This window comes from Stenotrophomonas sp. ZAC14A_NAIMI4_1 (assembly GCF_003086915.1).
Lineage (GTDB): Bacteria > Pseudomonadota > Gammaproteobacteria > Xanthomonadales > Xanthomonadaceae > Stenotrophomonas.
This window is the reverse complement of record NZ_CP026002.1, coordinates 2,578,193-2,601,689: the sequence shown is the minus strand read 5'-3', so window position 1 is coordinate 2,601,689 and position 23,497 is coordinate 2,578,193. Positions and strand designations below refer to the sequence as shown.

At 65.1% G+C, this 23,497-nt stretch carries 19 protein-coding genes; 16 read left to right on the top strand and 3 right to left on the bottom strand.

Features of this window, described 5'->3' with window-relative positions; genetic code table 11:
- The first annotated feature begins 5 nt into the window (after positions 1–5).
- The 8 genes from C1926_RS11785 (at position 6) to C1926_RS11750 (ending at position 7,982) form a co-directional block, all read left to right on the top strand.
- On the top strand, positions 6–452 hold the full coding sequence (locus C1926_RS11785) for an SMI1/KNR4 family protein (RefSeq protein ID WP_108759314.1): 447 nt from the start codon (positions 6–8) through the stop codon (positions 450–452).
- Between the two features lie 400 nt (positions 453–852).
- Entirely contained in the window at positions 853–1,521 is a 669-nt protein-coding gene (locus C1926_RS11780; RefSeq protein WP_216822009.1) for a hypothetical protein, read from the top strand.
- 32 nt (positions 1,522–1,553) lie between these two features.
- On the top strand, positions 1,554–1,952 hold the full coding sequence (locus C1926_RS11775; RefSeq protein ID WP_159095096.1) for an Imm12 family immunity protein: 399 nt from the start codon (positions 1,554–1,556) through the stop codon (positions 1,950–1,952).
- Positions 1,953–1,969: 17 nt separating this feature from the next.
- Positions 1,970–2,440, top strand: coding sequence for an SMI1/KNR4 family protein (locus C1926_RS11770; protein WP_108759311.1), 471 nt, complete (start codon positions 1,970–1,972; stop codon positions 2,438–2,440).
- Between the two features lie 140 nt (positions 2,441–2,580).
- Positions 2,581–3,423: a hypothetical protein gene (locus tag C1926_RS11765; RefSeq protein WP_108759310.1), complete on the top strand. Its 843-nt coding sequence runs from the start codon at positions 2,581–2,583 to the stop codon at positions 3,421–3,423.
- A 137-nt stretch (positions 3,424–3,560) separates the two neighbouring features.
- The gene (locus tag C1926_RS11760; RefSeq protein WP_159095095.1) at positions 3,561–4,205 is read left to right on the top strand and encodes a hypothetical protein; all 645 of its coding nucleotides are present in this window, start codon (positions 3,561–3,563) and stop codon (positions 4,203–4,205) included.
- Positions 4,206–4,302: 97 nt separating this feature from the next.
- Positions 4,303–4,890 carry an SUKH-4 family immunity protein gene (locus tag C1926_RS11755; protein WP_159095094.1) on the top strand — a complete coding sequence of 196 codons (588 nt, stop codon included), beginning with the start codon at positions 4,303–4,305 and terminating at the stop codon, positions 4,888–4,890.
- Positions 4,891–5,072: 182 nt separating this feature from the next.
- A complete protein-coding gene (locus tag C1926_RS11750; RefSeq protein WP_108759307.1) occupies positions 5,073–7,982 on the top strand; it encodes a VIT domain-containing protein in 2,910 nt (969 codons plus the stop codon).
- A 61-nt stretch (positions 7,983–8,043) separates the two neighbouring features.
- Here the strand turns inward: C1926_RS11750 and C1926_RS11745 are convergent, their stop codons facing one another.
- On the bottom strand, positions 8,044–9,012 hold the full coding sequence (locus C1926_RS11745; protein ID WP_108759306.1) for a phosphatase PAP2 family protein: 969 nt from the start codon (positions 9,010–9,012) through the stop codon (positions 8,044–8,046).
- A 91-nt stretch (positions 9,013–9,103) separates the two neighbouring features.
- The gene (locus C1926_RS11740) at positions 9,104–10,309 is read right to left on the bottom strand and encodes an acyltransferase family protein (RefSeq protein ID WP_108759305.1); all 1,206 of its coding nucleotides are present in this window, start codon (positions 10,307–10,309) and stop codon (positions 9,104–9,106) included.
- A gap of 135 nt (positions 10,310–10,444) precedes the next feature.
- On the opposite strand from C1926_RS11740, the gene C1926_RS11735 reads away from it, so the two are divergent.
- Positions 10,445–11,356: a LytTR family DNA-binding domain-containing protein gene (locus C1926_RS11735; RefSeq protein ID WP_108759304.1), complete on the top strand. Its 912-nt coding sequence runs from the start codon at positions 10,445–10,447 to the stop codon at positions 11,354–11,356.
- Positions 11,357–11,390: 34 nt separating this feature from the next.
- Here the strand turns inward: C1926_RS11735 and C1926_RS11730 are convergent, their stop codons facing one another.
- Positions 11,391–12,131 (bottom strand): M48 family metallopeptidase, encoded by a 741-nt coding sequence (locus tag C1926_RS11730; RefSeq protein ID WP_079221758.1) that lies wholly within the window; start codon positions 12,129–12,131, stop codon positions 11,391–11,393.
- A 180-nt stretch (positions 12,132–12,311) separates the two neighbouring features.
- Between C1926_RS11730 and prfB the strand changes: the two genes are divergently transcribed.
- The 7 genes from prfB to C1926_RS11690 all read left to right on the top strand — a co-directional run bounded on the left by prfB (position 12,312) and on the right by C1926_RS11690 (position 23,451).
- Positions 12,312–13,437 (top strand): peptide chain release factor 2 gene (prfB, locus tag C1926_RS11725; RefSeq protein ID WP_108759303.1). Its coding sequence is split into 2 segments (ribosomal slippage): positions 12,312–12,386 and positions 12,388–13,437, totalling 1,125 coding nucleotides; the frame shifts between segments, so codons are not numbered across the junction.
- A gap of 148 nt (positions 13,438–13,585) precedes the next feature.
- A complete protein-coding gene (locus C1926_RS11720) occupies positions 13,586–14,368 on the top strand; it encodes a helix-turn-helix transcriptional regulator (protein WP_079221759.1) in 783 nt (260 codons plus the stop codon).
- A gap of 804 nt (positions 14,369–15,172) precedes the next feature.
- A complete protein-coding gene (locus C1926_RS11710) occupies positions 15,173–16,558 on the top strand; it encodes an NAD-dependent succinate-semialdehyde dehydrogenase (protein WP_108759302.1) in 1,386 nt (461 codons plus the stop codon).
- A 63-nt stretch (positions 16,559–16,621) separates the two neighbouring features.
- Positions 16,622–18,262 (top strand): acetolactate synthase large subunit, encoded by a 1,641-nt coding sequence (locus C1926_RS11705; protein WP_108759301.1) that lies wholly within the window; start codon positions 16,622–16,624, stop codon positions 18,260–18,262.
- A 162-nt stretch (positions 18,263–18,424) separates the two neighbouring features.
- Complete coding sequence (gene lysS / locus C1926_RS11700) at positions 18,425–19,936, top strand: lysine--tRNA ligase (RefSeq protein ID WP_079221762.1); 1,512 nt, start codon at positions 18,425–18,427, stop codon at positions 19,934–19,936.
- Positions 19,937–20,137: 201 nt separating this feature from the next.
- On the top strand, positions 20,138–21,283 hold the full coding sequence (locus C1926_RS11695) for a two-component system response regulator (RefSeq protein ID WP_079221763.1): 1,146 nt from the start codon (positions 20,138–20,140) through the stop codon (positions 21,281–21,283).
- Positions 21,280–23,451 (top strand): response regulator, encoded by a 2,172-nt coding sequence (locus C1926_RS11690; protein WP_108759300.1) that lies wholly within the window; start codon positions 21,280–21,282, stop codon positions 23,449–23,451. Before C1926_RS11695 ends, C1926_RS11690 begins: the two co-directional genes overlap by 4 nt.
- Positions 23,452–23,497 lie beyond the last annotated feature (46 nt).

Below are 23,497 nucleotides of genomic sequence, written 5' to 3'. Positions count from 1 at the left end.
TTACCATGTTTGATAATCTTGAGGCGTTGGTGGCGCAGCGTCCACGAGTCAAGGTGTTTGCCGGTCGTCAAGTTGATCCTGGTCTTATTCAGGACGCTGAGGATGAACTTGGAATCCCGCTGCCAGAATCGTATAAGGAATGGCTCCTCAAGTTCGGAAATCTTAGGGTGGGCGCACATCCTGTACTGACGCTTGCGCCGAGGGATGTGCGTGACATATCTGACAGTGATTTGATTTACAACTTCAGATTGGACGCTCGAGATGGTGAGTTGCCTGTCGGATACATCTCGATCCACCTCCCGGATACAGATGAGTCATTCTATTTTGATGCGAGCAACGGGCTGATCAATGGCGAGTACCCGGTTGTCAGGCGCGATTGGTCTGATGGCAGCTACGAGCCGTTTGCTGAAGATTTTCGACATTTTCTGGAGGAAATTGTCCGGCAGGCTTGAGGGTGCCAATCGCGTGCATCGTGGCTTGCAGACCATTCCAAGATTGACGGGCGCTTGAATGCCAAGCTTTCGGCCCATTCTTTTGAAGCGCACTGCGACCATGGCCACATGGTCGCGCGAAGGCGCCTGCAACTGCATGCACTAAATGTCTGCCCGCTCAAGCAGCATGGTGCGCATCGGGCCTAGGCCAGTTCGCATTACACGACGAAATCGTCAGGCATGTCGGACCACCGCTTGAACCGCCTGGCATAAGCTGCCAGAGGTTGTTGCCGGTCTTGATCTTCCCGGGTCTGCTGGTTGCTTAGGACTTGATGATACTGACTGGTCCATGTTGAGATGTGGTCATGGTGCTTCCGCCCTGGGTCCAGGTATGCAACACATTGGCGCGCAGCAGTTCAGCATGAAGTTCGACAATGGCGGCAGTGCTTTCGAGGCGCTTCGAATAGCGAAAACTTCTTTTGACAACTGTGGGATGTCGCTTTCGAAGCGACCTTCGAAGATGAGCGCCGTCCGCGATGTTCATGTGTCGAACTGCAAGGTGATCAACTGCGAGATTGGTCCAACGGTGCTTGAGGATGTCCAGATCGACGGGTTGGATGTGAATCCAATCCTCCTCCTTTGGTCCTGTTTCTTCAGAAGGGTCTCCCTTGCGGGAAAGATTGGAAAGATCAAGATCAATCTTGAACCCTTTGCGTTCTGCACTGATGCGGGCGTTCTCGCTGCATTCGCAGAGCAGCGTGCGGCATTCTATGAGGCTACGAACTGGGCGCTGGATATCAGTCGGGCAAGGTTTGTCGATTTCGCATGCAAGGATGTGCCCCTCGATCTGATCAGGAGAGATCCCCAGACCCAGGTCATCGTCCGGAAGCGGGACTTCGGCGAGCTCGACATGTTGGGATCACAATTCGCGGATGCATTTCCTGAGACGCATACGAGGCTGAGCATCTTCAGTGACTCGGATGCCGAGGAAGTCCTGCTGGTAGTGCCCTTGGCCGCTGCCAGGAAGCGCCGGGAAGACTGGGCAGTTGGGATCGCGGAGTTGAGGCGCTTGGGCATTGCTTCGGAATGAGCTGTTGTCGCAGCCAGGCATCAGGAGGATGTATGGAAGTGACCCTGAGTGGCAGGATGGGTGGTCCGGAGATGGGCGTGAAGGTCCTTCCCGGAATCGTCCAGGCCCGTACTTGGCTGAAATCTGCCTTTGAAGAAGTATCCGTCGACGGCTTGGACGTGATCGATGTCGAGCTGTGGATCAGTGGCAGTGTGGCCGACTATTGTGCGGCAGGCGTTTCATCGTCGACGAAGTTCTCTGCCAGAAGGAGAAGTGTGCGTATCGCCATCTGCATCGCAATTGAAGAGGCCTCGCGCATCGATGATGATTCCGTCGCATCTGCAATTGAGGGCTGGCTGGTTCGTGGTTTTGAAAGTGCGGCGCTGCCTCGAAGTGCTGGCAGCATCAGTTTATCGGGCGCTGTTGAAGCCTTGAAGTCGCGCTTCACGTGATTGGCCCCGGAGGTCCGGTGAATCCTGAGTGGAACTCCGATTTTGAGCGCCTTGGCGCGATGATCGCTGGATCATCACGCGTGAGGGTTTTTCCTGGTCGTGCTGCTCCTCCAGATCTGGTGGAGGATGTGGAGAGGGGGCTTGGCTTGCCTTTGCCCGCCTCATACAAATTCTGGCTGGTTGAGCATGGGAGCCTTTCTATTGGCCCAGATCCGGTGTTTGGCCTTGCAGAGCCGGAAGATCGAGATGTGGCAGATGATGATCTGATCTACAATGCTCGCTTGGTCGCGGAGGATGGATTTTCTCCTTCAGGAATTCTTCCTATTTTTGTTCCGGATTCCGATGAAGCCTTCTACTTCGATACACGCGGTGGCCTAAAGGACGGGGAGTATCCGGTTCTCAGGTACGACTACAACACCGGTGCATTCGAGACGTTTTCGAGTTCCTTTGCTGGGTTCCTCGTGGAGGTTGTTCGTCGGGCTGGGTAGCAGGGCGTCGCGTTCGCGCCGCTTGTGAAGACGGCCTATCCACCAGTGTCGCGATGCAGAAACCTGAGGAATGGGGGCTCTGCCGATGTACAGTGATGGCGTCCGCGGCGAGAAGTTCCGGGTCATCGAAGGCGAAGAACATGAAGCACGGCGTTGTTCTGATGGATGCCAGACACCAGACAGCATTCCCGACGCCAGATGCTGAGCTGGTGTTCTTCAATGCCCCCTTCAATTGCGACGAGCTTGACAGAATTCAGCAGGCCCATCTCTGGTCCCCGCCCGGTGACAAGCTTGAGGCGTTGCCAGAGATACTCAGGGAAATGCGAGGTCTCAAGTCGCTCAGCATAGGGCCTGGATCCATTGCGCCATCGATCATGGATGGGCTTGAGGACGGGCTCCTGCCTGAGGGAATCGAGGCGCTGAGCATCCACCTTGGCACGGGAACTCTGGTGTGGCCGAGTGTTGTACTGCCCAATCTCAGGATGCTGTACGTTGACGTGCCTGTGCGCTTCGATGCATCGAGCTTCCCGATGTTGAGGGTCCTCTCCATCTACCCCGACAGGTCATTGAAGAATCTAAGGTTGGCTCTGGCGTTACCTCTCCAGGAGTTGAACCTGCTGAACGTGCCCGTAGCTGATGAGATCTTCGATGCCCTGTCCTCATCGGCGGGTGGCCTTGAGCGCCTGGGGCTGCTAGGGGGAGCGAATCTGAAGAGCCTCGATGGACTTGAGAAGCTTGCCCATTTGGAGGCAGTGCGGCTGAAAAATCTGAGTTCGCTGGCAGATATTGGCGCACTGTCCAGGCTCGAGCATCTCAAGATGCTTGATATCCAGTACTGCAAGCGGATAGCGAATATCGAGATCATCAATGATCTTGCCGCGCTTCGTGAGTTGAAGATTGTGGGATGCGGGAAGCTGGGTCTGGAAAAAGTGGACGCGAAAATTAGCTCACTTCAAAAGAAAACGGTTGGAGCTACAGCCTGACCATCGGCGCGTACGGTGTCTCGGCGCTATGATTGCAGCGAAGCAGGCTTGGCTGGAAAATTATTCTTCAGCAACGTGCCCGCGCCGTCGAATCGATCCATCGAAGGTGGGCAAAGCAAGCGGAAAGCAGATCGAGCATGGACCTTATCGGGAAGCGCGTGCAGAGGGTGATTTATCCAAGTACATCTGTATTCTCATATGATCCTCGATGGGAAGAGATCCGCCTGGGAGCTGTCCCTGCGCTCTACTATATGTGCACCAGTTCAAGCTTCTTTGTCGATCAGAATCCGGGAGGAGATCGCGCCCTGGTTCCTGTTGCAGATGTGCTGGTCGACCAGCCGGGTGGCGCACTGAGGTTGACGTTCGGCGTCAAGGACAAGCCTGTCGACTATCTCGTATCTGCAATGAGTGTCTTCGACCATCTGATTTTCGGACTTGTCTCCGCGTTGTCGCAGAACTCGGGCCTGACAGCAGGCGCTGCCGATGACAAGCTTGATGTGGCCTGCGAGAAGGGTCTGGTAAGAACGTGCTACATCACCCGCGTGTTCGAAGGGGATGCTCCCAGGTCGCTGCGCATTGTTCGTAAAGACGAGGGGCTTCATGTCGTCATCCCAAGCCCTCGATACCAAGCCCGGGTCACCTCCCTGACAATGAATGGCACCGAGCTTCGCATTGATTGTGATGACGGAGTCACCGTGGGAAGGATGCTCTCCCTACCTCAGCCCATCTTGGCGTTCTTCACTGAAGTGGTCGACGAATTGCGGGAAGCTGCGGGTAGATGATGACTGCCCATCTGACCGATGATCGAATCGAGAGCTTCTTCCGACGCGTGGTTCACCCATCTATCGGACAGTGTCTTCCTGCCTGTGAGGTCTGGACGTGACTGGAAATTCCTTCCCTCGCATTTACGATGCGGGTTCTCTGGAGGTAAGTGCCAAAGTACTGAGCGACTTTGGGCTTGATCCCTTGTCCAGCGAGCCGATGTTGCGCCTCGGGTTGCCTTCAAAACTGCCGGGCGAAATGCCCCTTGTGCAGTTCGAGGCGCCGCAGAGAGTCGATTTCAACGGGGAGGAGCTTCTCGTCGTCGCGCACGAGCCGTGGGGAAGGGGGCTTCTGCTCTGCCTATCACCAGACGGGAAGGTGATTGCGGCGGGTGATGGCATGCATCAGTTCGTCAATAGTCGCTTGTCCAGCTTCCTCGGGTTTCTGGCGTTGTATGAGACATTTCAGGAGCAGGCCAGGTCAGGTGATTCCGGTCCCGTTGTCTACTCCCAGTCAGAGATGCAGGCCAGGCTTGAGGCTTTCAGGCGAGGAGAGTTCCAGGCGCGTCCAGCAGAGCAACGGTTCAATCGTGATGTTGCAATCAGCACGATGGCGGCGGAATGGACCACGCTTGACCCTGCTGCACTCGTGGAAGGCGCGTGGTGGTCTGTTGTGCTGGAGCAGCTGGAAGACGGCCAGATCTGATGTTGCGCGACGCAGAGGAGCGTCGCATGGGGCTGCAAGGATGACTGGACGGGAGGCGATTCTGAATCAGGTCAAGGCAGGCGGCGGTCCTGGAAAGGGGCATGCGCGCCGGCTGCCTCCCCAGCAACCCCATTCCCCCCACCCAGGCGTTGAACCATCCATCCTCCCGCTGGAGCCGTCCAATGCCCCTCGTCCTCCGTCGCGCCCCCTGCGTGCTGGCCCTGTTGCTCGGCACCCTGGCCGGGTCTGCCTACGCACAGTCTCGCCCCGCCGTCCGGCCGCTTGCTCCAGCCCCCCTGCTGCAGGTTGCGGGTGCCGAACAGGCCATTGAGCTGCGCCAGGCCAGCATCGAGGGTGAGGTCCGCGCCGGCATCGCCCAGACCCGCATCACCCTGCAGTTCCACAACCCGAACCGGCGCGCGATGGAAGGCGAGCTGCAGTTCCCGTTGGTGGATGGCCAGCAGATCAGCGGCTTTGCATTGGACATCAATGGCGAGCTGCGCGATGCAGTGCCCGTACCCAAGGATCGTGGCCGCCAGGTCTTCGAGGAGATCGCCCGTCGCGGTGTTGACCCGGGTCTGCTGGAGCAGATGGCCGGTAACCAGTTCCGCCTGCGCATCTATCCGCTGCCGGCCGGTGGCAGTCGTCGCGTGCAGCTCGTGCTGCGTGAGCCGCTGGCCTTCTCCAACCAAGGCTGGCGGTGGACGCTGCCGTTGCAGTTCGCGGCAGGCGCCGCATCGGTTGAGCTGAAGCTGCAGGCGCCGGGCGAAGTCACTGCAGGAACCGCCCCGTTCCGCATCGACGCGGGCCGGTTGCAGTGGCGAGGCAAGGGGGCGCAGTTGCCGGCGCAGCTCCAATGGAACCTGCCCGCAGTACGCCGGGCAGACGTGCAGGTGGCGAAGTGGGAGGAGGGCCACTACCTGCTGGCGCAGCTGCCGGTGCCGGTGAGCCGCGCGCCGCGCACCGTGCCAAGCGAGGTTGGCCTGCTGTGGGACGGTTCGGGATCGTCGGGACAGCGCGACCGCACGCGCGAGTTCGCATTGCTGGATCGGTACTTCGCTGCAATGGGCAATGGCACGGTCGCGCTGACCGTGCTGCGCGACCGCGCCGAGCCGGTGCGTCGCTTCCGCATCCAGGGTGGCAACTGGAGTGCGCTGCGCACGGCACTGCAGGCGGTTCGCCCGGATGGCGCCAGTGCGCTGGCCGGATGGCAGCCGCAGCCGACCGTAAAGGAATATCTGCTGCTCAGCGACGGCCTGCTGACCTACGGGCCGGAGACTCTGCCGGCTCTGGCGGCGGATCAGCGCCTGTTCGCAATCAGCAGCGCTGGCGCCCGCACCGACAGCACCCGCCTGCGCGGCTGGAGCGAGGCGCATGGCGGGCGTTTCGTGCCCGTGGGTACGGACGTGGATGCCGCCGCCCGCGAATTGCTGTCCGCACCGCTGGACCTCCAGATCGACGCCGGGCGTGGTGTGCAGGATGTGGTGATCGATCGCCGCAGTGAAGCGCAGGGCTGGGTGTGGCTGCATGCGCGCCTGGCCGCCGACGGCGTGCCGATGCGCGTGCGGGTTGCCGGTGGTGAGTGGCAGGCGCTGCCGCCTGCCCGCCGCAGTGACGACGGTGATCTGCTGGCGGGGCTGTGGGCGCAGGCGCGTCTGCAGCAGTTGGCGGTGGACGCGCGCAGCAACCGCGAGGCGATGCACCGTCTGTCCCAGCAGTTCGGGATGGTCGGGCCGGACACGTCGCTGATCGTTCTGGAGACGCTGCAGGACTACCTGCGCTATGCGATCCGCCCCGCCGGCGCGCTGCGCGCCGACTATGACCGTGGATATGCCCGCCAGGTCGCCGATCGTGCGGCCGAGGATCGCCGCCGCCTCGACAAGGTTGCCACGCAGTGGAAGGAGCGCCAGCAGTGGTGGAACCGCAGCTGGCCGAAGCAGGCGCCGCCGTCTGCGGCCAAGGAGATCCTGGCCAACGATGCAGCGGCCAGTGCGCCGATGGCGCTGCTTGCCGCGCCAGCACCTGCGGCACCGCCGCCGCCCGCGCCGATGATGGCTGCCGAGTCGCGGATGGAGTCCGCGCGTGCGCGCCGGCAGGCCCCATCGGCGGAGGCTGCATCACTGGATGCCACGGGTGCGAGTGCATCGGCTGCGGAGGCTGCACCTTCGCCCGCCAACGGCGGCCAGCTCGGCATCCAGTTGGCAGCGTGGCAGCCCGACTCGCCGGTTGCGCGCCGCCTGCGGCAGGGCCCGCCCGCCCAGCTGTACGACCGCTACCTGGCCGAGCGCGCTGCGCATGCCGACAGCAGCGCGTTCTTCCTGGACGTGGCAGACCTGCTGCTGCAGCAGAACCAGCGTGAGCTGGCCCTGCGCGTGCTTTCCAACCTGGCCGAGATGGACCTGGACAACCGCCATCTGCTGCGCGTACTCGGCTACCGGTTGCTGCAGGCTGACGCGCCGGCACTGGCCGTGCCGGTGTTCGAGCAGGTGCTGGCGATGGGGCAGGAGGAGCCGCAGAGCTTCCGTGATCTGGGCCTGGCGCTGGCGGCGGCCGGCAAGCCGCAGCAGGCGCTGGAACCGCTGTACCAGGTTGTCGTACGCCCGTGGGATGGCCGCTTCGATGGCATCGCCCTGATCGCACTGGATGAACTGACCAACCTGGTATCGCGCAGCCGGCCAAAGCTGGACACCCGGGGCATCGATCCGCGCCTGCTGCAGGCCATGCCGCTGGACCTGCGGGTGGTGCTGGCCTGGGATGCCGACAACAGTGACATGGACCTGTGGGTGACCGACCCCAACGGCGAGCGCGCCTACTACGGCAATCGCCTGACCTACCAGGGCGGGCAGATGTCGCAGGACTTCACCGGCGGCTATGGTCCCGAGCAGTTCTCACTGCGCGATGCCAAGCCGGGCAAGTACAAGGTGGAGGCCAACTACTTCGGCAGCCGCCAGCAGCTGGTGACCGGCGCCACCACCCTGATGCTGCGCCTGACCACCCACTGGGGTACGCCGCAGCAGAAAGACCAGGCGGTCACCCTGCGGCTGAAGGACCGTGCCGAGACCGTGCTGGTGGGCGAGTTCGAGGTGCGGTAGCGCCACGCCATGCGTGGCTGTCGCACGGCGTCGGAACGGCTCATCCACGCATGGCGTGGATCTACCGGGTCCGTTGCCGAGGAATCCACCGTGCCAGCGCAACGCCGCCACCGAGGATCAGCAGCGTGCCGACGGTATGCCACAGCAATTCGGTGATCGGCGCATCGGGCAACGGAATCGTCTGCGCGAGCCAGTCGATGATGGGCCGCGCCAGCAGGTAGACCAGCACAACGCCCAGCACGCGCAGCACCCGTTGCACGATGCCGCGCGGATCGGCTGGCCAGCCACGCCACTGCAGCCACGCCACCAGCAGGCCAAGCGCCAGCAGGCGCGCGGCTTCGCCCAGCGGCACGAGCGGTGTCCACAGCGAGGCCCAGGCCAAGGTTGTGCCGAGGCCCAGCAGTACCGGCAGCTGCCAGCGCCGATTCCCGCGCAACCCCGGCATCAACTGCCAGGCCAGCACGGCCACGCCGAGGCCGATCAACCAGCCTGCCAGTACGTCGCCCAGGAAGTGCCGGCCCAAGTACATTCGCGAGAGTGCCATCAGCAGCGGCCAGCCCAGCGCCAGTGTCCATCGGTGCCAGCGACGGCGGATGCCGAAGGCCAGCAGCAGCCCCACGCAGGCGGCCGTCGCCACGCCGACATGGCCGCTGTTGAAGCCGTAGTCGGCGTCGGGCTGTGCCCGCAGCATTGCGGTGGCCTGCGCGTCCGGCAGTGCCCAGAAGGTGTGGCCTCCACCATCCACCACGAACGGATGCGATGGCTCGCCCTTGTCCAGTACTGCTGCATCCACATCGGTGGGGCGGGGCAGGGCGGCGCTCTGCTTGATCGCATGCGTGGCGCAGGCCATCAGCAGTACTGCAAGCATTACGCACAGGCCCGCGCGCAGGCGTGCCCCGAAGGCGCAGACCAGGATCAGCGCGGTATAGGCCATCTCGTAGCCCAGCAGGCTGATGAACTGCATCAGCGACAGCACCCAGGTGCTGTCGAAGGTGTGCTGCAACCACAGGTGCCATTGCGTCTGGAACATCCGTTGTCCTCATCGTCCGTGGGTAGTCAGGCCAGGTAGAGCCGAGCCGATGCTCGGCTCACGGCCAGAGCAGCCGAGTGTGGACTCGGCACTACAGCGGCGCAACGCGTGCCACGGGCAGCGCTGACGATCCGGCACGCAGGCCGAACAGGGGGCGCAGCCAGCGTACGCGGCGGATCAGCAGCTCGTGGATGAGCAGGCAACCGCCGACGGTGCCGGCCACAAGCAGCGCAGGTTCCAGCCACGCACCCAGCTGCAGCGGCCGCAACGCATACAGGAGCACGATCAGCACGGTCTGGTGCAGGATGTACCAGCTGAAAACAGCCTCCCGGCAGTAGTCCAGGCCGGGCCAGGGGCGGGACAGCAGCACCCGCGCCCAGCCGAACAAGGCCAGCAGCATGCTCCACGTATAAAGGGCGCGGCCGATGCGCTCGGTCTGGGCCCATGGCAGTGCCAGCACCCAGGCATCGAGGTCGCCCACGTGCGGCAGCCGGGCCAGTGCACGGATGCCCAGTTCCAGGCACAGCCCCAGCAAGGCCAGGCCGAGGGTCAGGCGGCGCCCGCGCACCAGCAGATGCCAACCGCGTTGCCAGCGTGCCGCGAGGAAGCCGCCGAGGAACAGGGGCAGCGATTCGGCGTGCACGTAGACGTCGTTCAGCAAGGCGTGGGTGGGCGGCCAGCGTGGCATCAGCACCATCAGCGCCCAGCCCAGCCAGGCGACCGGCAGCACCAGCAGCAGGCTGCCCAGCAGGCGGTCACTCGGCTGCCAGCGTGGCAGCGCCTCGCGCAGCGGTCTCAGCAGGCTGGCCAGCGTCACGGCCAGGACGGTGTAGGGCAGCAGGTAGGCCAGGTACCAGAGGTGGTTCCAGGTGAAGCCGTATTCGGCGCCACTGAAGTGCGCGCCCGGCCAGGGGCGGAACTGCCAGTAGCGCCAGAGGAACCGGGCCAGCCCCGGTGCCGCGTCGCCCTTGTCCAGCGCTTCGCAGTACGCCTGCAGGGAGACGACGGCAACGATGCCGAACAGCAGGGGCAGCTGCAGGCGCCAGCAGCGGCGCAGGGTGTGCCGCAGCCGCCCCTGGTCGGGCAGGGACAGGCCCAGCCCGATGCCGCTGATGGCGAAGAGCAGGGGCATGCGCCATCGGTTCATCGCGATCATCGGCCATTGCAGCCACTCGGCGGTGTAGGCGCTCTTGAGGTGGAAATCCCAGCCGGCCACGTAGGCCATGGCGACGTGGTAGAGGATCAGCAGCCCGAAGGCGGCGACGCGCAGGGTGTCCAGGTCATGGCGACGGTGCATGGAGGGCGGCCTGAAGAAGGAAGCTGCACCCTCCGCCTGCCAACGCCGGGCCGCCAGCGGATGGGGCGCAGTGGCGGGCGCGCAGGGGCCAGTGGTGGTGATGCTGGGACCAATGGCGGATGCGCGCGCGGCCGGATGGGCAACAATGGCGGCATGGAAAATGGAGATCCGGCGGCCTCGACCGCCCCTGTTGCAGCGCGGCCACAGCGGTCGCGGCGGCCTCGGCTTGCCGCCGCGTTCTGGTCACTGCTGTTCCTGGGCACCGCGGCGGGCAACGTGCTGGCACAGTGGATGCGGGCGTTGCGTGACGGCCAGCCGTTCCCCGCGGCGGCGACCTCGATCGAGGAGTTCAGCAGTGCGCTGGCCAGCCTGGGCCTTCTGGCGTTGCTGCATGCGGCCGCGCGCCGCTGGCCGCTGCATGCCGACACCTGGCGGCGCCGGATCGGTTTCTATCTGCTGGGCGGCATCGCCTGGTGGCTGCTGCACGTCAGTGCCATGGTACTGCTGCGCAAGGTGGCCTTCGCCCTGGCCGGCCAGCACTACACCTACGGCGCCTGGCCGGCGCAGTGGTTCTACGAGTTCTTCAAGGACGTGCAGACTTACAGCCTGCTGGTGATTGCGGTGCACGCGGTGGCCTGGTTCGGCCGCCAGCGGCAGGGCGAGGCCCATCTGTTGGCCCCGCCCGATGAAGGCCCACCGGTGGAGCCGGTCGAGCGTCCGCAGCATTTCCTGGTGCGCAAGCTGGGCAAGGAGTTCCTGGTGGCCACCGGCGATGTGGAATACGCCCAGGCGGCCGGGAACTACGTGAACCTGCGGGTGCGCGGTCACGACTACCCGTTGCGGATCACCATGGCGGCGCTGGAGCAGCGCCTGGACCCCGCGGAGTTCCTGCGCCCGCACCGCAGCTGGTTGATCCACCGGGGCCAGCTGCGCTCGATCGAGCCGCTGGACGGCGGGGAAGCCCTGCTGCACATGGCTGATGGCGTCAAAGTGCCATGCAGCAGGCGACAGTTGCCGCTGCTGCGGCAGGCCCTGGCAGGCGTGTGAACGGGCGGACCCAAGGAGTCCGCCCGCCCGTGGCTTACTTCTTGTCCTTCTTGATCATCGCGTCGATGCGCCCGGCGCGGGCTTCCGAGCCCGGGTGCGAGGACATCAGGCCGCCGTCGCTGGACAGCTTGCGGAACATGCTGGCCAGGGCTGCCGGATCGTAGTTGTGGCGCTTCATGAACTGGTAGCCGTACTCGTCGGCCGCGCTCTCTTCCTTCTGCGAGAACTGGGCGTTGACGAAGCCTTCGGCCAGTTCGCCGAGCTGGCCCTGGCTGAGCTGGGTCAGGTTGCCGTTGCCGGAGGCCGCCAGGCCTTCACGGCCGGCCGAGGCGAGCAGGGCGGTGCGCATCTTGGTCTTGCTGTGACCGAGCTTCACATGGCCAATTTCATGGCCGATCACGCCACGCACTTCGTCGTCGCTGGCCATGTCCATCAGGCCGGTGTAGACGCGCACGCAGCCGTTGGCCATCGCCCAGGCGTTGACGTCGGCGGTGCGGTAGACCTTGAAGTTGAGGTTCAGCCCGTCCTCGTTGGCCAGGCCCTGGGTGATCTTGGCCAGGCGCTGGGCATACGGATCGTTGCCGGACACCACCTGGTTTTCCTTGTCCATGTAGGTGCAGGCCTGGTCGGCGGCCGCCGAGACTTCCGCGTCGGACAGGGTCAGGGCCTTGCCGGCCTTCAGGCCGGTGCTGGACAGGCCCTTCAGGTCGATGGCCGAGGCATTGGCGGCCAGCAGGCAGGCGGCCAGGCACAGGGTGGAACGGATGATCGTCATTGAAATGGTGCTCCTTGGTTGGGATGGCCCGCGTGGCCCCTGTTCCCGCGGTGGTGGGGAAGTCTACCGGGATCGTGTGGCGGGATGTCCAGTGCTGGCCCCGGCCCCCGGCCTGCCTCGCCGGAGGCCCGGCGCCTGCGGTATCATTGGCAGTCATCTATTTAGTGCATAACCGCCGACATGATCGAATTGAATCCTGTCCGCCAGCGCATCGCCGATCTGACCGATCGTGTGGTGTCGCTCAGGGGGTATCTTTGACTACGACGCCAAGAAAGAGCGTCTTGAAGAAGTAACGCGGGAGCTGGAAAGCCCCGACGTCTGGAACAACGCCGAATACGCGCAGAACCTGGGCCGTGAACGCTCCACCCTGGAAAAGACCGTGGGCGGCATCGCCTCGGTGCTGGACGGCCTGACCGACGCGACCGAACTGCTGGAACTGGCTGAATCCGAACAGGACGAAGATACTGCCCTGGCCGTGGTTGCCGATCTGGACAAGCACCAGGCCCACGTGGAGAAGCTGGAGTTCCAGCGCATGTTCTCCGGCGAAATGGACAATGCGGCGGCCTTCGTCGACATCCAGGCCGGTGCCGGTGGCACCGAAGCCCAGGATTGGGCGGAAATCCTGCTGCGCATGTACCTGCGCTGGTGCGAATCGCGCGGCTGGAAGACCGAGCTGATGGAAGTGTCGGGTGGCGACGTCGCCGGCATCAAGTCCGCCACGCTGCGCGTGGAAGGTGATTACGCCTATGGCTGGCTGAAGACCGAGACCGGCGTGCACCGCCTGGTGCGCAAGTCGCCGTTCGACTCGGACAACCGCCGCCATACCAGCTTCACCTCGGTGTTCGTGTCGCCGGAAATCGATGACAACATCGATATCACCATCAACCCGGCCGACCTGCGTACCGACGTGTACCGCTCGTCCGGTGCCGGTGGCCAGCACGTGAACAAGACCGAGTCGGCGGTGCGTATTACCCACATCCCGACCAACATCGTCGTGGCCTGCCAGACCGGCCGCAGCCAGCACCAGAACCGCGACAACGCGATGAAGATGCTGGCCGCCAAGCTGTACGAGCTGGAAATCCAGAAGCGCAACGCCGAAAAGGACGCCGTGGAAGCGACCAAGTCCGACATCGGCTGGGGCAGCCAGATCCGCAACTACGTGCTCGACCAGAGCCGTATCAAGGACCTGCGCACCGGCATCGAGCGTTCGGATACGCAGAAGGTGCTCGACGGCGACCTGGACGAGTTCGTCGAGGCCAGCCTGAAGGCCGGCCTGGCGGTGGGTTCCAAGCGCATCGATGCCTGATCCACGCGCCTGCGCGGATGTCACCGCCTTCCGCAACGGAGGGCGGTTGAACCGGTTTTCTGTAGAGCCAAGCCATGCTTGGCTGCTTTTCGCGGGCTAGCAGATGCGTCGAGCATGGCTCGACGCTACAACCAGTGCGGCGGTAGCGATGATGCGCAGCGAGAGTGAACGCAAGGAACTTGGCGGCTTCCTGAAAGCCTGCCGTGCCCGTGTCGATCCCGCCACGCTCGGCCTGCCGGCCGGGCGCCGGCGCACCCCCGGGCTGAAGCGCGAGGAAGTGGCGCTGGCCATCGGGGTCAGCGTCAGCTGGTACACCTGGATCGAGCAGGGGCGCGAAGTGCGCGCCTCGCCGGAGGTGCTGGAGCGCCTGGCCAAGGTGCTGCGCCTGAGTGATGACGAACGCGCCTATGCCTTTGCGCTGTCCGGGTACGGTGTTCCGCTGGAGTCGCCGGACGAGAGCGTGACCGACGGCCTGCGCCAGCTGGTGGAGGCGATGCAGCCGCTTCCGGCCTATGTGCGCAACACGCGGTTCGACATCCTGGCGTGGAACGCGGCCATCGCCGATCTGTTCGTGGATTACAGCCAGTTCCCGCCGAACCAGCGCAACACGCTGTGGCTGATGTTCCTGTATGCCCCCTACCGCGAGCGCATCCTCAACTGGGAAGAAATGAGCCGCGGCTTGCTGGCCGGGTTCCGCGCGGCCATGGCGCAGGCGCCGGACAAGGCGCCGTTCCTGGCGTTGGCCGAGGATATTTCGGCGCAGAGCGAGACGTTCCGCCTGTGGTGGCCGGAGCACGACGTCCGTCGTTTCGACGAGGGCGCGAAGAAACTGATGCATCCCACGCGCGGCCTGCTGGACCTGCAGTACGTGGCACTGGTGCCGGAGAGCCGGCATGACCTTTCGCTGGTGACCTACCTGCCGCGGAAGTAGGGGGTGTTCGGCAGGGCTTGCAGCCCTGCACCTGCTCAATGCAACGGCCAAAGCCAGAGCCAAAGCGGGCTATCCGTGGGATGGCGGGGCACTGTGGGTTTGCGGGGACGCCGTGAACCCATCCATGGGGGCTTGGTCGCCGCATCCATGCGGCTCACACCCCGCAAACCCACAGTGCCCCGCCTTCGACAGGTTGGCCGGCGGCTGTTGGTGGGTGCCGACCGTTGGTCGGCACATCTGTCAGATATCGAATAAATCATCCACGCATGGCGTGGCTCTACTGTGTCGGCTTCGAGAGGCTGTTGGTAGGTGTCGACCTTGGTCGACACGATTTTTCTGTCAGATATCGAATGAATTCATCCGTGTCGACCAAGGTCGACACCTACCAGAGCAGATCGCTCCTTTGACCGACCCCGTGCCGACCAACGGTCGGCACCCACCATCAGCAGCAGGCTCCATCAGCAGCAAGCTCCAACAGCTCGCGAGAAACTGTCGAAGGCGGGGTGGGTCCGGTTGAGGGGGTGTGAGCGCCATGGATGGCGCGACCAAGCCCCCATGGATGGGTTTACGGCGTCCCCCTCAACCGGACCCACCCCGCCAACCCACGGAATGCACGCATTTGACGTTGACGTTGACGTTGCATTGAGCGGGTGCAGGGCGCAGCCCTGCCATGACCCCCCCTCCCTATACAGGTAACTGCAGGTCACAGGATAAGCAGACGCCTTGTTGCTGCCATCGAACAGGTCCACATTCCTGTGCAGGAGGCGGGCTGCCCGCCCGTTCTCGAGACAACAGGAGACCTGCATGTCCGCTGCCCCCACCACCGCCATCTCCCGCGATCCGGCCACCGGCCAGCAGATCGCCAGCCATCCCTTCGCCACCGCCGCCGAACTTGAAACCCTCCTGCAGCGTGGCCAGGCAGGCTTTGCCGCCTGGAGCACCCAGCCGCTGGAGGCGCGCGCTGCCGTGCTGCGCGCGATGGCCGCCGTCCTGCGCCGCGACCGTGAGCCGCTGGCCGCGCTGGCCACCGCCGAAATGGGCAAGGTCCACGCCGAATCGCTGGCAGAAATCGAGAAATGCGCGCTGCTGTGCGACTGGTACGCCGAAAACGGTGCGCAGTTCCTGCGCGACGAACCCACCCAGGTGCCCAATGACAAGGCCTACGTGTCCTACCTGCCGCTGGGCGTGGTGCTGGGCATCATGCCGTGGAATTTCCCGTACTGGCAGGTGATGCGGGCGGCCGTGCCGATCCTGATGGGCGGCAATGGCTTCCTGCTCAAGCCGGCCGAGAACATCGTCGGCACCGCGCAGCTGCTCGATGCCGCCTGGCGCGAGGCTGGGCTGCCGGACGGCACCTTCATTGCGGCCAACATCAGCCGCGAAGGCACCAGTGCGGCCATCGCCGATGACCGCATCGCCGCGGTCACCCTCACCGGCAGCGTGGCCGCGGGCCGCAGCATCGCCGCCCAGGCCGGGCAGGCGCTGAAGAAGGTGGTGCTGGAACTGGGCGGTTCTGATCCGTTCATCGTGCTGGCAGACGCCGATCTCGACGCTGCCGTCGATGCGGCCGTCGCTTCGCGCTTCCAGAACACCGGGCAGGTCTGCATTGCCGGCAAGCGCATCATCGTCGAAGCGGCGGTGTACGACCGCTTCGTGGCGCAGTTCTGCCAGAAGGTGCAGGCCCTGACGATTGGTGATGGCCGCGAAGCCGGTATCCGCATCGGCCCGATGGCCCGGCAGGATCTGCTGGAACAGCTGGATGCGCAGGTGCGTGCCTCGGTCGATGCCGGCGCGCAGCTGCTGGTCGGCGGTCACCAGTTGGACCGCCCGGGCAGCTTCTACGCACCGACCGTGCTGGCCGGCGTGGAGCCGGGCATGCAGGCCTTCGATACCGAGACGTTCGGGCCGGCTGCCTCCATCACCCGTGCGCGCGACGCCGACCACGCGGTGGAGCTGGCCAACCAGAGCGAGTTCGGCCTGAGCGGCAACCTGTGGACCGGCAACCGTGAACGGGCCATGCAGCTGGCGCGCCGCCTGCAGACCGGTGGCGTGTTCGTCAACGGTTTCTCGGCCTCCGACCCGCGCGTGCCGATCGGTGGCGTGAAGAAGAGCGGCTTTGGCCGCGAGCTTTCGCACTTCGGCATCCGTGAATTCGTCAACGCGCAGACGGTCTGGTTCGACAAGCCTTGACGCGCGGCTTCCATCCTTCCTGCAACGATCCACCATCAGTCCAGCGAAAAGGACGGCATTCCAATGTCAAAGGGTTCAGATCTGCTTGTCGCCGCACTTGAGAACGAAGGCGTCGAGCGTATTTTCGGTATTCCCGGCGAAGAAAACCTCGACGTGGTCGAGTCGCTGCGCCATTCCAGCATCGAGCTGGTTATCACCCGCCACGAGCAGGCGGCGGTGTTCATGGCGGCCACGTACGGCCGCCTGACCGGCAAGCCCGGCGTGTGCCTGGCCACCCTCGGCCCCGGCGCGCTCAACTTCACCACTGGCGCGGCCTATGCGCTGCTGGGGGCGTGGCCGGTCATCATGATCACCGGCCAGAAGGGCATCGTCGCCAGCAAGCAGGCGCGTTTCCAGATCGTGGACATCGTCAGCACGATGAAGCCGCTGACCAAGCTGGCCCGGCAGATCGTCTCGGCCCGGACCATTCCGACCATCGTCCGCGAGGCCTTCCGCGTGGCCCAGGAGGAGCGCCCTGGCCCGGTGCTGCTGGAGCTGCCCGAGGACATCGCCGCCACCGAAGTCGAGGATGTGGCGCTGATTCCCACCCACGCGGTGGACCGGCCGATTGCGAGCCCGGAAGCGCTGGATCGCGCGGCGGAGATCATCCGTACCGCAAAGCGGCCGCTGCTGATGATCGCTTCGGCGGCGTCGCGGCCGCAGTCCAGCGAGGCGCTGTCGGCCTTCGTGCAGCGCGCCGGCATTCCGTTCTTCACCACGCAGATGGGCAAGGGCGCAGTGGCCGGTGGCTCGGGCCTGTACATGGGCACCGCGGCGCTGACCGAGCGCGACTACGTGCACATGGCCATCGACCAGGCCGACGTGATCGTGACCATCGGCCACGAAGTGACCGAGAAGCCGCCGTTCGTGATGCGCCCGGGCGGCCCGACGGTCATCCATATCGGTTATTCGCAGGCGGCGGTGGAGCAGGTGTATTTCCCGCAGGTGGAGGTGATCGGCGACATCGGCCGTTCGCTGACCCAGCTGGGCGACCGCATCGAAGGTGCCGTGGCCAACGCCGATGCGCTGCTGCCGCTGCGCGCGACCATCCTGGAGCACCTCGCTGATCGTGCCGAGGAGGACGGGTTCACCCCGCAGCGGCTGGTGCATGACGTGCGCCAGGTGATGCCGCCGGACGGCATCGTGGCGCTGGACAACGGCATGTACAAGATCTGGTTCGCGCGCAATTACCGCACCCAGGTGGCCAATACGCTGCTGCTGGACAACGCCCTGGCAACAATGGGGGCGGGCCTGCCGTCGGCGATCATGGCCTCGATCCTGTATCCGCAGCGGCGGGTGCTGGCGGTCTGCGGTGATGGCGGCTTCATGATGAACAGCCAGGAGCTGGAGACGGCGCGCCGGCTGGGCCTGAACCTGGTGGTGCTGATCCTCAACGACGGCGCCTACGGCATGATCCGCTGGAAGCAGGCGGTGGACGGCTTCACCGACTACGGCATGACCTTCAGCAACCCGGATTTCGTGAAGTACGCCGAGGCCTATGGGTGCAAGGGCCATGAGGTGACGGCCATCGAGCAGTTCATCCCGACCCTGGAAGCGGCCTTCAACGAGGGTGGGGTGCACCTGGTGTCGGTGCCGGTGGACTATTCGGAGAACCAGCGGGTGCTGGTGGAGGAACTGCGGCAGGCGTTCCCCGGGAACGCCTGAGGTAGCGCCGGGCCACGCCCGGCGGATTCTGGGCGACTGACCGCCGGGCATGGCCCGGCGCTACCGGCTGCGGCGGGGCCGGGGCAGGGCGGTTTTGGTATGCTGGGCAACCGGCTGTGCCGGGTGCAACCTCCCCCCTCACTACACGATTCCCGCAGATCCATGAGCGAAGCTACCGATACCCCCCCTGTCGACGAAAACAAGTTGATCGCCGAGCGCCGTGAGAAACTCAAATCGCTGCGTGGGCAGGGCATCGCGTACCCGAACGACTTCCGTCGCGAGGACTTCGCCGGGCAGCTGCAGGCCGAATTCGCCGATGCCGAGACCTGGACAGCCGAGGCCCTGGAAGGCAACGGCCGCCAGGTGAAGATGGCCGGCCGCCTGATGGCCAAGCGCATCATGGGCAAGGCCAGCTTCGCGCAGATCCAGGACGAGTCCGGCCGCATCCAGCTGTTCCTGCAGGGCGGCACGCTGGGCGATGCCTACACCGCCTTCAAGGGCTGGGACGTGGGCGACATCATCGCCGTCGAAGGCGCCCTGACCCGCACCAAGACCGGCGAACTGTCGGTCAAGGCCGAATCGATCCGCCTGCTGACCAAGTCGCTGCGCCCGCTGCCGGACAAGTGGCACGGCCTGGCCGACGTCGAGCAGCGCTACCGCCAGCGTTACGTCGACCTGATCGTGACGCCGGAATCGCGCGCGGTCTTCATCAAGCGCTCCAAGATCATCCGCGCCATGCGCGCGTGGCTGGACAACCGCGACTTCCTGGAAGTCGAGACGCCGATGATGCATTACATCCCCGGCGGCGCAGCGGCCAAGCCGTTCACCACCCACCACAACGCGCTGGACCTGGACCTGTACCTGCGCGTGGCGCCGGAGCTGTACCTCAAGCGCCTGACCGTGGGCGGCCTGGAGCGGGTGTACGAGATCAACCGCAACTTCCGCAACGAAGGCGTCAGCACCCGCCACAACCCGGAATTCACCATGATGGAGCTGTACGAGGCCTACGCCACGTACAACGAGATCATGGACCTGACCGAAGGCGTGATCCGTGACGTCGCCACCACCGTCAACGGCGGCACCGAAGTGGAATGGGACGGGGCGAAGATCGACCTGGGCCCGGCCTTCCGCCGCTGGCGCATGGACGAGGCGGTGCGCCACCACAATCCGGAAATCTCGGCGGCCGACTGCACCGACCGCGAGGCGCTGCTGCGCCATTGCGAGCGCCTGAAGATCCGCGTCAAGCCGTCCTACGGCTGGGGCAAGCTGCTGCTGGAAATCTTCGAAGCGACCGTCGAACACACCCTGATCCAGCCGACCTTCATTACCGACCATCCGGTGGAAGTCTCGCCGCTGGCCCGTGCCAACGACAACGATCCGGGCTACACCGACCGCTTCGAGCTGTTCGTCAACGGCAAGGAGCTGGCCAACGGCTTCTCCGAGCTGAACGATCCGGAAGACCAGGCGCAGCGCTTCCAGGCCCAGGTGGCCGCGAAGGAAGGTGGCGATGACGAGGCCATGCACTACGACGCCGATTACATCCGTGCGCTGGAGTACGGTATGGCCCCGACCGGTGGACTGGGCATCGGCGTGGATCGCCTGGTGATGCTGCTGACCGGCAGCAGCTCGATCCGCGACGTGCTCCTGTTCCCGTACATGCGCCCCGAGCAGTAAGACGCAGTACCGCTCCCGACTGTGCGCGCCGTTCCGGATCCGGGCGGCGCCATTGACGCGATGCTTACTCGGCGTATGGTTGTTGCACGGCCTTGACACCCACTGTGGCTTGATGGGGTTGGGGAGGGGCGATGTGAAGAACCCGCTTCACATTGTGACGACGATCATGAACCGGGGACGCTCGTGACGGGAGTCGTGCCTATGCAGGGTGCCAGTGTGCACAGCGGCGGGGTATCCTCGCTGGCTGATCTTCCAGCGTGGTCGAGAAGGCAGGCAGAGAACGCCTTGAACATCGTCATCGTCGATGACCAGACGTCCGCACGGACGATGCTGCGCCATGTCATTGAAGACATCGCGCCCGAATTGAGCGTGCATGACTTTGGTGATCCACTCACCGCACTTGCCTGGTGCGAGTCGTACCCGGTTGACCTGCTGCTGCTGGACTACCGCATGCCGGAGATGGACGGGCTGGAATTCGCCCGCCGCTTCCGCCGGCTGCCCAAGCACCGCGATATTCCCGTGATCCTGATCACCGTGGTCGGCGACGAGCCGATCCGGCAGGCCGCGCTGGAAGCAGGCGTCATCGATTTCCTGGTCAAGCCGATCCGCCCGCGTGAGCTGCGGGCGCGCTGCTACAACCTGTTGCAGCTGCGCCAGCAGGCCGAGAACGTGAAGCAACGCGCGCTGTCGCTGGAACAGCGGCTGCTGGCCAGCATGCACGAGGTGGAGGAGCGCGAACGCGAGACCCTCTCGCGGCTGGCACGCGCCATCGAGTTCCGTGATGCCGGCACCAGTGCCTACCTCGAGCGCATGGCGCGCGTGGCCGGGCTGATCGCCGAGCAGCTGGGGCTGCCCGAGGAAGAGGTCAAGCTGATCGAGATGGCGGCGCCCCTGCACGACATGGGCAAGATCGCCATTCCCGATGCGGTGCTGCTCAAGCAGGGCAAGCTCAACGACGAGGAGCTGGCGATCATGCGCCGGCATCCGCGCATCGGCCATGAGCTGCTCAGCGGCAGCCAGAACCGCTTCATCCAGGTCGGCGCGCTGATCGCGCTGCGCCACCATGAGCGCTACGACGGCAGCGGCTACCCCGATGGCCTGGTCGGCGACGCGATCCCGCTGGAAGCGCGCATCGTCGCGGTCGCCGATGTGTTCGATGCCCTGATCTCGCCGCGCCCCTACAAGGAAGCGTGGACGTTCGAGGCAACCCTGGCGTACCTGTACGCCCAGCGCGGGCGCCTGTTCGACCCGCGCTGCGTGGATGCGCTGCTGCGTGGCCGCGAAGCGCTGGAACAGATCTGCGCCGAGCATTCCACCGCGTCGGCGCGGCCGGGGATGGGCGCGTGACATCCCTGCTGTCGCGGGCCCGCCTGCGGTTGTCCCAGCGCCACGACAGCGAGCACGGGCAGCAGATCGTCCGTATCGTCCTGATCAGCCTGATCCTGGCCTATGTGCTGCTGCCGGCACCGCGCCACGATCTGCCGCACGACCAGTACGTGGGCGTGCTGGCCATCGTGCTGACCGGACTGTCGCTGTCGCTGCTGCTGTTCGGCTGGCTGCTGTGGAAGCCCGGGCGTTCGGACCCGCGCCGCGTGCTGGGCATGCTGGCCGACTACGGGCTGATCGCCGCGGGCATGATCCAGATGGGCGAGCCGCTGTCGTGGGTCTACATCGTGGTGATGTGGGTGACCGTCGGCAACGGCATGCGCTTCGGCAACAACTACCTCTACGTCGCCGTGGCGATGGCGATGGCCAGCTTCGGCAGCACCGTGCTGCTGACCCCCTACTGGGAACAGAACCTGCGCCTGGCCATCGGCCTCTGGCTGGGGCTGGCGGCCGTGCCGCTGTACTTCTCGACCCTGCTCAAGCAGCTGACCAAGGCCATGGCCGAGGCGCGCCGCGCCAGTGAAGCCAAGAGCCGCTTCCTGGCCAACATGAGCCACGAGTTCCGCACCCCGCTCAACGGCCTGAGTGGCATGACCGAGGTGCTCGCCACCACCCGTTTGGACGATGAGCAGCGCGAGTGCCTGAACACCATCCAGGCCTCGTCCCGCAGCCTGCTGGCGCTGGTCGAGGAGGTGCTGGACATCTCCGCCATCGAGGCTGGCAAGCTGCGCGTGGTGGCCGACGATTTCGTGCTGGCCGACGTGGTCCAGGCGATCGGCCTGATCCTGCTGCCACAGGCCAAGGCCAAGCATCTCGATTACCGGGTGAAGGTGGCCGCGAACGTTCCGGCCACGCTGCGGGGCGACGTCGGTCACCTACGGCAGATCCTGCTCAACCTGGCCGGCAACGCGGTGAAGTTCACCGACCACGGCAAGGTGGAAGTGCGCGTGGGCCTCGTCCACGCCGACACCCAGGGTTCGGTGCGCCTGCGCTTCGACATCATCGATACCGGCATCGGCGTCCCGGTGGCGATGCGCCCGCGGCTGTTCGAAGCGTTCGAGCAGGCCGACGTCAGCATGGCCCGTCGCCACGAAGGCACCGGCCTGGGCACGACCATCGCCAAGGGCCTGGTCGAGGCCATGGACGGCGAGATCGGCTATCTCGACAACCCGCCGCAGGGCAGCCACTTCTGGGTTGAACTGCCGTTCGCGCCGCCGCAGCCGGTGGTGGCCGGTGCGGTGCCGAGCGTGGCCGCCGGCGAAGACGTGGGCCCGGGTGGCAACGTCATCGCCTTCGCCGACCCCTTCCTGCGCCATCGGGCCCGCGTGCGCAGCATGCAGATCCTGGTGGCGGACGACCACGAGGCCAATCGCATGGTGCTGCAGCGCCTGCTGCAGAAGGCCGGGCACAAGGTGATGTGCGTCGATGGTGGCGAGGCGGTGCTGGATGCGCTGGCCGAGAGCGAATTCGACGCGGCCATCGTCGATCTGCACATGCCGGGCATGAGTGGGCTGGACATGCTGAAGGAGCTGCGGGTGATGCAGTCCGGTGGCGGCCCGCGCACGCCGGTGCTGGTGCTCAGTGCCGACGTCACCCCGGAGGCGATCCAGCGCTGCACGCAGGCCGGCGCGCACGCGTTCCTGGCCAAGCCGGTCGTGGCCGTGCGCCTGCTTGACACCCTGGCGGAGATCGCCAACAACGCCCAGCTGAAGGCCTCGGCGCCGCCGATCGTGCGTACCGTGACCAACCTCGATGGCGTGCTCGACACCGGTGTGCTGGACGAGCTGGCTTCGCTGGGCATGGGCGATGGTTTCGAGCGCGAGTTCATCCGCCAGTGCCTGGAAGATGCCGACAACTGCCTGCGCAAGGCCGAAGGCGAGGGCGAGGCTGGTCGCTGGGATGCCTTCCGCGAGCAGTCCCACGCGATCAAGGGCGTGGCCGGCAACCTGGGCCTGGTGCGCGCCGCCAACCGCGCCGGCGAACTGATGCGGATGGCCGATTGGCAGCTCAAGGCCGAGTGGCGCGCGCGCCTGGCCGTACTGCAGGGCGCGATCAAGGAAGGGCGCCACGCGTTGGACGCGCGCGCCGAGCGCAGGGCCCGCGGTGCCGCCGACGACATGGAGCGGTAGAGTCGAGCTTGCTCGACTGCCTTCGTTCCATGTAGTGCCGAGCCAT

What these genes read in the sequence shown, in the direction of transcription:
- C1926_RS11765 (WP_108759310.1), top strand. Translation starts at nt 2,581, where the DNA reads ATGAAGCACGGCGTTGTTCTGATGGATGCCAGACACCAGACAGCATTC.
- C1926_RS11695 (WP_079221763.1), top strand. Translation starts at nt 20,138, where the DNA reads ATGCAGGGTGCCAGTGTGCACAGCGGCGGGGTATCCTCGCTGGCTGAT.
- C1926_RS11750 (WP_108759307.1), top strand. Translation starts at nt 5,073, where the DNA reads ATGCCCCTCGTCCTCCGTCGCGCCCCCTGCGTGCTGGCCCTGTTGCTC.
- C1926_RS11705 (WP_108759301.1), top strand. Translation starts at nt 16,622, where the DNA reads ATGTCAAAGGGTTCAGATCTGCTTGTCGCCGCACTTGAGAACGAAGGC.
- C1926_RS11760 (WP_159095095.1), top strand. Translation starts at nt 3,561, where the DNA reads ATGGACCTTATCGGGAAGCGCGTGCAGAGGGTGATTTATCCAAGTACA.
- C1926_RS11780 (WP_216822009.1), top strand. Translation starts at nt 853, where the DNA reads ATGAAGTTCGACAATGGCGGCAGTGCTTTCGAGGCGCTTCGAATAGCG.
- C1926_RS11740 (WP_108759305.1), bottom strand. Translation starts at nt 10,309, where the DNA reads ATGCACCGTCGCCATGACCTGGACACCCTGCGCGTCGCCGCCTTCGGG.
- C1926_RS11785 (WP_108759314.1), top strand. Translation starts at nt 6, where the DNA reads ATGTTTGATAATCTTGAGGCGTTGGTGGCGCAGCGTCCACGAGTCAAG.
- C1926_RS11730 (WP_079221758.1), bottom strand. Translation starts at nt 12,131, where the DNA reads ATGACGATCATCCGTTCCACCCTGTGCCTGGCCGCCTGCCTGCTGGCC.
- C1926_RS11720 (WP_079221759.1), top strand. Translation starts at nt 13,586, where the DNA reads ATGATGCGCAGCGAGAGTGAACGCAAGGAACTTGGCGGCTTCCTGAAA.
- C1926_RS11735 (WP_108759304.1), top strand. Translation starts at nt 10,445, where the DNA reads ATGGGCAACAATGGCGGCATGGAAAATGGAGATCCGGCGGCCTCGACC.
- lysS (WP_079221762.1), top strand. Translation starts at nt 18,425, where the DNA reads ATGAGCGAAGCTACCGATACCCCCCCTGTCGACGAAAACAAGTTGATC.
- C1926_RS11775 (WP_159095096.1), top strand. Translation starts at nt 1,554, where the DNA reads ATGGAAGTGACCCTGAGTGGCAGGATGGGTGGTCCGGAGATGGGCGTG.
- C1926_RS11745 (WP_108759306.1), bottom strand. Translation starts at nt 9,012, where the DNA reads ATGTTCCAGACGCAATGGCACCTGTGGTTGCAGCACACCTTCGACAGC.
- C1926_RS11710 (WP_108759302.1), top strand. Translation starts at nt 15,173, where the DNA reads ATGTCCGCTGCCCCCACCACCGCCATCTCCCGCGATCCGGCCACCGGC.